General features: G+C 65.8%; 7 protein-coding genes. 2 read left to right on the top strand and 5 right to left on the bottom strand.

Translation table 11 applies throughout. The annotated features are described in order from the left end of the window. The 3 genes from VFQ05_05170 to VFQ05_05160 all read right to left on the bottom strand — a co-directional run. The coding region (locus VFQ05_05170) for a M56 family metallopeptidase (protein ID HET9326145.1) at nucleotides 1-976 on the bottom strand (976 nt) is incomplete at its 3' end. Beyond that, nucleotides 973-1,368 carry a BlaI/MecI/CopY family transcriptional regulator gene (locus VFQ05_05165; GenBank protein ID HET9326144.1) on the bottom strand — a complete coding sequence of 132 codons (396 nt, stop codon included), beginning with the start codon at nucleotides 1,366-1,368 and terminating at the stop codon, nucleotides 973-975. The genes VFQ05_05170 and VFQ05_05165, both read right to left, overlap by 4 nt. A 153-nt stretch (nucleotides 1,369-1,521) precedes the next feature. Further along, complete coding sequence (locus VFQ05_05160; protein ID HET9326143.1) at nucleotides 1,522-1,941, bottom strand: DoxX family protein; 420 nt, start codon at nucleotides 1,939-1,941, stop codon at nucleotides 1,522-1,524. A gap of 206 nt (nucleotides 1,942-2,147) precedes the next feature. Here VFQ05_05160 and VFQ05_05155 point away from each other — a divergent pair, with 206 nt between their 5' ends. Next, nucleotides 2,148-2,681 (top strand): hypothetical protein, encoded by a 534-nt coding sequence (locus tag VFQ05_05155; protein HET9326142.1) that lies wholly within the window; start codon nucleotides 2,148-2,150, stop codon nucleotides 2,679-2,681. A 5-nt stretch (nucleotides 2,682-2,686) separates the two neighbouring features. On the opposite strand, the gene VFQ05_05150 is transcribed toward VFQ05_05155, so the two are convergent. Both VFQ05_05150 and VFQ05_05145 read right to left on the bottom strand, forming a co-directional pair. Further along, complete coding sequence (locus VFQ05_05150; GenBank protein ID HET9326141.1) at nucleotides 2,687-4,720, bottom strand: amidohydrolase family protein; 2,034 nt, start codon at nucleotides 4,718-4,720, stop codon at nucleotides 2,687-2,689. A 171-nt stretch (nucleotides 4,721-4,891) separates the two neighbouring features. Further along, nucleotides 4,892-6,736 carry a hypothetical protein gene (locus tag VFQ05_05145; GenBank protein HET9326140.1) on the bottom strand — a complete coding sequence of 615 codons (1,845 nt, stop codon included), beginning with the start codon at nucleotides 6,734-6,736 and terminating at the stop codon, nucleotides 4,892-4,894. A 218-nt stretch (nucleotides 6,737-6,954) separates the two neighbouring features. Between VFQ05_05145 and VFQ05_05140 the strand changes: the two genes are divergently transcribed. After that, the coding region (locus VFQ05_05140; GenBank protein ID HET9326139.1) for an alpha/beta hydrolase at nucleotides 6,955-7,603 on the top strand (649 nt) is incomplete at its 3' end.

The raw sequence follows: 7,603 nt of genomic DNA, 5'->3' as shown, positions 1-7,603 counted from the left end.
CCCGGCCCGGACCGCGGCGGCGACGACCGGGATCGAGAATGGCGAGAATGCGGCCTTCGAACTCACGGGGCTTCGCCATCGCCAGCGCCACCGCGGGCATGCGCTCGTCGCGCACCTGCGTGACGATCTCGAGCAAATGCTCCGCGTAGTCGCTGGCCGGCGTGCCGAGCACGAGGGCCAGGTCGTCCGCCGCGCGCTCGCTCTCGGCGCGCAGATGACGAGCGGCCGTCCACACCAGTGGATGGAACCAGTACAGCGCACAGGCGAAGCCGCCCACCAGGTGGCCGAGGAGGTCACGGCGCCTGATGTGGGCGAGCTCGTGAATCAGAACGGCGTAGCGGCGCTCGTGGCTCCACTGGGCGCTTTCCGCCGGCAGCACGATCACCGTCTTCCACACGCCGGTCGCGAACGGCATCTTGATCCGTTCGCTCTGCACCAGGCGCGGCGCTTCGTCGAGGCCCAGACGATCGGCGACTTCATAGAGAGGACGGAGCCAGTCCTGCGTGTCGAGCAGCCGTGCGCGACGCACCAGCCGGCTGACCACCCAGGCGCCGAGCGCGAGCCGGCCCAGCAGCACCAACACGCCCAGGGCCCAGAGCGCGAGCAGCATGGTGCCGACGTCGATCGTCAGGGGCGCGGCTGCGGTGGTGGCCGCGCTGGGGGCAGAAGCGGGAGCCGGCTGCACGGAGTGCGGCACCGGAGGCGTGGCTTCCGCGCGGACCGTCGGCGCCGGCGAGGCATCGACGGCCGGGAGCACGCGGACCGGCAGCGGCGACCACAGCGACAAGAGAGGCACCGCGAGCGCCGCCACCAGGGCCACGAGCCAGACCAGGTGACGGACCGTGGCGGACCCGCGGCGCATCAGCGCGCTGACCGCGAGCGCGGCCATCAGGACGAGCGTCACCTTGAGCAGCATGAGGAGCATCGGCGATTCGGCGGCGGACACGACCAAGGGGGAATCGAAAGAGAACGTCACGACCCTCTCCTTTCACCCTGGCGGGCGCGCCGGATCTTGAGCCGTAATCCTTCGAGGTTGGCGCCGTCGGCATCCGAGAGCCGCATGAGCGCCGTCATCGCCTGTTCCGTGGAGCCGGAGAAGTAGGTCTGCACGACGTGGAGCAGCACGTCCTCGCGCGCCTTGTCGGTGGGCATGGCTGAGAAATAGACATAACGAGGGCCGTCCTCGCGGTGACCGACGGCGCCCTTCTCGGTCAGGATGCGCAGCACCGAGCGCACCGCGGAGTAGGTCGGCGGGTCGGGAAGCGCCTGCATGATCTCGGTGACGGTGGATTCACCGTGGCGATGCAGGATCTCCATGACCTGGCGCTCTCTGCGGCTCAGGTCTTCCGTGAGTGGACGCTTGGGCATGGCGAGGATTCCTCTCTCCCTTCGAGCTGCGATCCGCTTTTCGGGTGGCCGTGCTGATAATTCAGCAGTGCTGATATTTCAGCAGGCATGGGTCCGAGTCAACGGGTTTTCCTTGGGTGCCGACGAGCGCGGAGGCGAGGCCGATGGCCGCGGCTAGAGCGTCTTGCCTTCGACCGACCTCCGCCTCTGGATCAGCGCGTCCAGCGAGTACCTGCCCGGACCCATGATCAAGAGGGACAGGAAGATGACCAGGAACGCGAAGGCCAGCGCCTTCCGGTTCCATGGGTCCGCCGCATGCTGAATGAACCCCGCGACGATGAAGAAGACGATGAGCGGAATCGCGGCCCAGCGGGTCCGGAATCCCATGGCCACGAATGCGGAGCAGAAGACTTCCGCGAAGACGACGAGCGTGAAGCTCGCAGCGGGACCGAGGTGGATCGGGTCCGCGAAGTTGGGCGCTCGCTCGGCGAAATGGGTGATCTTCGGCCACCCGTGACCCCAAAACAGCATGGCGCCTGCTCCCACGCGCAGCAGGAGCAGACCGACGTCGATGGTCCGTGGAAGGCCGTTCAATTGAGATCTCCTTTATTTCCTCCGAATTGCAATACGCATGGATCGTCGTCAAACGATACTCGTCCGCGGGTCATTTCTCCCAATGGGAATCGGCTCGTACTGCGAAGGTATCCAAACAGCTGCCCGCATTCCGTCGGACTTCGCGCGCGCAGGCTCGAGGCCCGCGATGGGGTCGACTCCCCGGGTGCTCAGGGGCGGTGATTCGGATGCCGTTCGAGATGTTCAAAGACTGGATGACCCTCCTCGGCCTCAGCGGAGTGGTCGGAACGGTCTTGGTGTTGATCGTGAGAGCCGTCGTCGATCGCAAGCTCCAGAACAACGAACACCGCTGGCAGGACGAACGCTTGCTCCGGGACAGAGCTCTGGACACCGATCGCGCCACCTACAACCAGCCGATCACGATCCTGGTCCGAGTGCACCTGGCGGCGTACATCCGAACCGGGGAATGGTCCGCGGAAGACGAGGAAGTCCGGAAGCTGCTCGCTGGCCTGAGCCTGCGAACTTACGAACACTTCCTGGATCCGGTCGTGAACCGGCTGTGGGAAGACCTGGTCAGGAAGAGCGTCGAATTCGCCTCGCTCCGAATGGTGGGTCGGATCGGCGCTACGGAGATCCGGGAGTACAACCGCCTGCGGACTGAATGGGAAGACGCCTGCAAGCGCTCGTTCGGGCCCCTCCCGGCACTCCCCGAAGAATTCACACCGCGCCCGGATTCTCAGGATCGTGCTTCAAACGAGTGATGTGGCTAAGGCCGTGAAGCCGCCGTCGCGGCAGTGGGGCGAAGCGCCTCCACGAAGGGCTTGATCCCCATGGCGTCGTAGATCTCCGACGGATAGAAGACGACTCCCCCCTTCATCGTCATGACCGGGCGTCGGATCGCGGAGATGTCCTTGGTCGGATCTCCATCCACGAGCACCAGGTCGGCCAGCTTGCCACGCTCGATGGATCCCCGATCGGCGAGCGTGCCGGTGTACTTCGCGCCGTTCCAGGTCGCGATCTTGAGCGCCTCGTTGGCGGGTATCCCCGCCTCGACGTACAGCTCGAGCTCGCGGTGGAGCGCGAATCCGGCGATGGCATCGGTGCCCGCCACCAGGGGAACGCCGGCGCGGTAGAGACGACCGACCATCTCGACCAGCTTACGGTCACTGGCCTGCCAGCGTGCCGCGTTGGTGTCGGTGATGTTCATGCTGTTCTGCTTCAACGAGCGTTGAAGGCTGATCGGCAGATGGGCCGCCACCTTTGCGTAGGTCTTGCCGAGCTGGCCGTGACGCTGGCCCATGTCCTGGAAGACGGCCAGCGTCGGATCCACCACCGTCCCGCGCTGCTTGAGCAACGCGATGAAGTCCTCGACGCGCTTGGAATCCAGGTCCAGCTCGTTCGCGTGGTCGGCGATGAGGTAGAAGCGCTCCAGCGTGCGTGAATCCGTCTTGGGCCCCGAGAGGAAGTTGAGCATCAGCTGGTTGATGTGCGTGATCTCGTCGTAGCCGGCGCGAACCGCCTGCTCCGCGCGCATGAACGCCGGAATGTGGCCGGTCACGCGGAGGCCGAGCTTGTGCGCGTGCTCGGCGATCGGGGCCACCCATTCGGGCTTGACCGAGTTGTAGAGCTTGATCTCGCGGAATCCGCGCTGTGCGTACCAGTCCACGGCGCGGCGCCCGGAGTCGACGCTGGAGATCACGAAGCCGCTGCGCGAGGAGAAGTCGCTCTCGCCCTCGATGAAACCGCTGGGAACGGTGCGAGGCCCCACGTAGCGGAGGCTGTCCCACTTGCCCATCAGGTCGAACAGGACCGGATTTTCGTTTCCCTTGTCCCGCGTCGTCGTGACCCCGCCCGCGAGCTGGAGTGGCCCGTACCAGGCGCTGGCATGGTCGTGCATGTCGTAGAGCCCGGGCAGCAGCGTGCGTCCGGCAGCGTCGAACACGGTGGGGGTCTTCTCGGCCGCGGTGCCGGCCGGCCACACCGAAGCGACGCGACCATTGAACACGTAGACGTCGCTGGGCGGACCGAGCGTGGCCTTCTCCGCGTCGAACACACGCACGTTGCGGATGAGAATGGGATCCGGCAAACGATGCGTCAGACGCGTGCCCAGCCGTTCCAGCCACTCGCGATCCGCTTCGACCTGGGCCTTCTCGATCGCGGGTGCGGCAGACTCCCAACCCTCGAGCACGACTTGCATCCAGCCCGGATAGGCGTAGGCGAAGAAGGCCTTCGCCGCATCATCGGTGAGCCAGAGGTAGGTCGGCTCGAGGTCGACGCCCCGCACCGCATAGAGCGCCAGCTTCTGCTTGCGGCGACCGGCTGAGAATTCGCGAGCGGTGATGCGGGTGACGGTCGCCTCGCCCCCGGGAAGCATGGCGATCCTGCCGCCCTGACGCAGCGCGGCCCGGATCAGCATCGCGTAGGCCTCGAGGGCGGAATTCATCGGCAGGTAGAACGCCCGAGTGGTCGAAGGCGTGGACCCGGAATCCGCGACCGACTTCCAGCGCGCGACCCCGTTGTCGCGCTCGAACGTCTCGTCGGCCGGAGCGCCGAAGGTTTGCTTGCCGGTGATGCGGTGGAAGAGCTGGACACCCTGTGGATCGAGGCGGATCTCCTCGTGGTAGTCGGGGCCCCGTCCGTTCTGCCGGTAGTGGTAGTCCACGGTGATCACGCCGGCGGACTCGGCCACAGCCTGGTAACCGTTGGGCTTTCCTTGGAAGAGGACGCTGTGCCGGACGGTCGCGGCCTGGGCGGACGAAACGAGCACGACGCTCGATAGAATCACGGTCGCAAGCTTCATGGGTTCATCCTCGATGACAGGGCAACACGGCAACGGCTGAGATGCTCTCGTAGTCCGGATCTCCGTGGGCTTCGGGCATCGCGTTGCCTGAAGCCACGAAGCGGCCGCCATGCAGCGACGAACTCGCGCAACTCTCGATCCGGGGGCGGAGTATAGGCGCCGACGGCTCGTTCACCACAGGTCGTAGCGCAGGCGGAGGTTGGCCCAGCACGGCGCATCGTAGCGCCTTCCGAACTGATCGACCGTGAGCTCGGCGCGACTTCCCGCCATCGCGAGAGCGTTGAACACCGTGACGGTGAGATTCAGCGGTCGATTGAAGGGGCTGAAGCGCCGCGTCAGCGCCAGGTTCAGGTAGTAGCTGGGGTCGAGCTCGAACCGCTCCCCCAAGCGCGGTCCGGGCATCCGGTACTGCGCGATCGCGCCACTCCGATAGTTGGCCTCGGCCGAGACGTTGAACCAGCGGCCAAGGTCGCTGTTGATTCCTGCGCGCAGACTGAACGGGGTCATTCCCACCAATGGCTCTTCGGCGTGGCGTGCGTCGTTCGCGAGGCAGGCGATCTCCCAGCCCGTCTTTCCGCCCCGCGCCACCATCAGGTCCCATGAGAGCACTTGGACGCCGGTTCGCGATGCCCACAGATCCACATCGAAGTCCTTTCGAACCCCTGTGATGCGGATGAGATCGAACGGTCGTCGGCGCTTCGGCTCGTACTGAACCGATGCAACGTAGTGGTAGGCGAGCTGCGGCCGCTGCGCTCCTCCGGGATCGAAGACGTTGCCGAAGATGCCATCGTGGAACACGAAGTAGTCGGCATACGTGCCATAGCCGGCGGTCAGCGTCACCTCCTGAGGATGGACCTTGGCGGTGATGCCATGGACGACGGTGCCTTCGCCGTGAAAGCGTTGGAACGCGAGGGAGGGCTGCACCGTGAACCAGCCCGTCGTGGCGCGGCCCTCCACTCCCGCATCCACGCTGGAACGCCACATGAACCCGCCAGGGTCCGACCTCACGAGGAATTGCGACGCCCAGACCGTGACCGCGTCGCGCCGCGTGGCGTAGACGATTCGTGGATTGACGATCCGAGACATGCTCTGCGTCCGCTCGGCAAAGTCGCCGTAACGATGCTCCGAGTCCACTTGGCCGCTCTCCCAGCTCGCTCCGACCCGGAGCGTCGACTCATGGGGAAGGCGACGCTCGATTCGAACGATGGCGAGATTCTGTTGCGTGTCCTCGAGAACGGCTCCCTCGACGCCGTCGATGGTCTCCCGCCAGTCTCCCCTCTCCCGTCCGAAAAGGAAGAATCCCTCGATCGCCTGGTCGCCGAGCTGAAGCCTGGCATGGGTCTGCGAGTCGAGATAGCGCGGAATCGCCCTGAGCTCCGGCACCACGAGCCTCAGGAGAGGGACGACGTCGCTGTGCCTCACGCTCGTGACCAACTGGAGCCGCGGAGTCGACACACCCGAGCCGCGCGCCATGGAGAACGTCGCGCGGCGCTCGATGGCATCGCTCGAGAGCGACAGCGCCTGGGGATGGCTCGATGGGAAGGTGGGACGCAGCTCCAGCGAACCGTTGGTGTCCCTGTACTGATGGGACATGAGAGAGGGATGGAGCGCGACCTGCACGACGTCTGGATTGACCTTCGTGCGCGATCCGAACACGGCGGTCGCCGGTCCGCCGATGCGGTGGCCCCAGACATAGTCTCGGGCGGTCTGATCCACGGGAAGACCGTAGAGACGCAGATCGGCCGAGGCCGGGAGCGGCGACGAGATCCTGAGGTCGCCGAGCAGCAGCTTGGAGCCATCGTCGGCATACAGGATCAGCGCCGACGAGGGAATCCACGAAGCCTCGCCAGGACGAGCTCCCCGTTTGGCAGAAACGACAACCGGCGGGAGCAAAATCGGCTTCGTGCTGTCCGAAGCCGCCTGGAGCACGCTGCCGGTGATCGTGCTGTCGCGAGTGGCTTGGCCGCTATCGGCAAACGAGAAAGTCGAAAGAAGAAGCAGAGCCGCGAGTCCCACATCCGTCTTCCCTGGGCCGAAGTGTGGGAGCGGACGGAACGTTGAGCAGGTTGTGTGCCGGATGTTGGGGACTGCACAAGGAGTTCACGCGCGCGTCAGGCGCTCATCCCACTGCACACGCTGGAACGCAGTTGAAATTCTTGCGGCACGATCTAGCCTTCGGCCCTCGTCGGAACCGCAAACGCCGAAGCAGCGGCCAGACTGGAAGGAGGACTGTTGTGAGCGCCGTGTTCTCCATTCTCACCTTCGTGTGGATGCCCCTCGCCGAGCCGGCCACGGCGAGCGCCGGTCCCGACACGGCCGGGCTCGGAGCGTTTCTCGCCATGGTGAATCGCCCCGTGGCGTTGCGAGTGCCGGGGATGGAGCGCGTGCGCGTCACACAGAACCTGAGCTACCGGCGCGTCCCAGGCGTCGACTTGAGCGCCGATGTGTACCTTCCGGCGAGCAGCAGTCACGGGACGGCGCCGCATCCAATCGCGATCCTGCTTCACGGCGGGGTCGGTCCCGGGCTCAAGCCCCGGCCCAAGGATTGGGGCAACTACCGTTCGTGGGGGCGCTTGCTCGCCGCGAGCGGTGTGGTGACGGTGACCTTCAATCAGCGGCTCGGGTTCCCGAAGCCCGAGATCGAGAATGCCATGGCGGATGTGGAATCGCTCACGGCGTTCGTGCGGCGAAACGCCCAACGATGGGGCGCCGATCCCGATCGCATCGCCATGGTCTCGTTCTCGGCAGGAGGCATGCTGCTGGGCCCGCCCATCCGGCGCCGTCCACCATGGCTGCGCTGCATCGTGGCGATCTATCCCATCATCGATCTGCGCGTCTCCACGCACCTGAGGCAGCACCTGACCGCGGCGCAGCTCGAGGAGT

It is taken from the genome of Candidatus Eisenbacteria bacterium (assembly GCA_035712145.1).
Lineage (GTDB): Bacteria > Eisenbacteria > RBG-16-71-46 > RBG-16-71-46 > RBG-16-71-46 > DASTBI01.
This window is presented reverse-complemented; position numbering and strand designations above follow the sequence as displayed.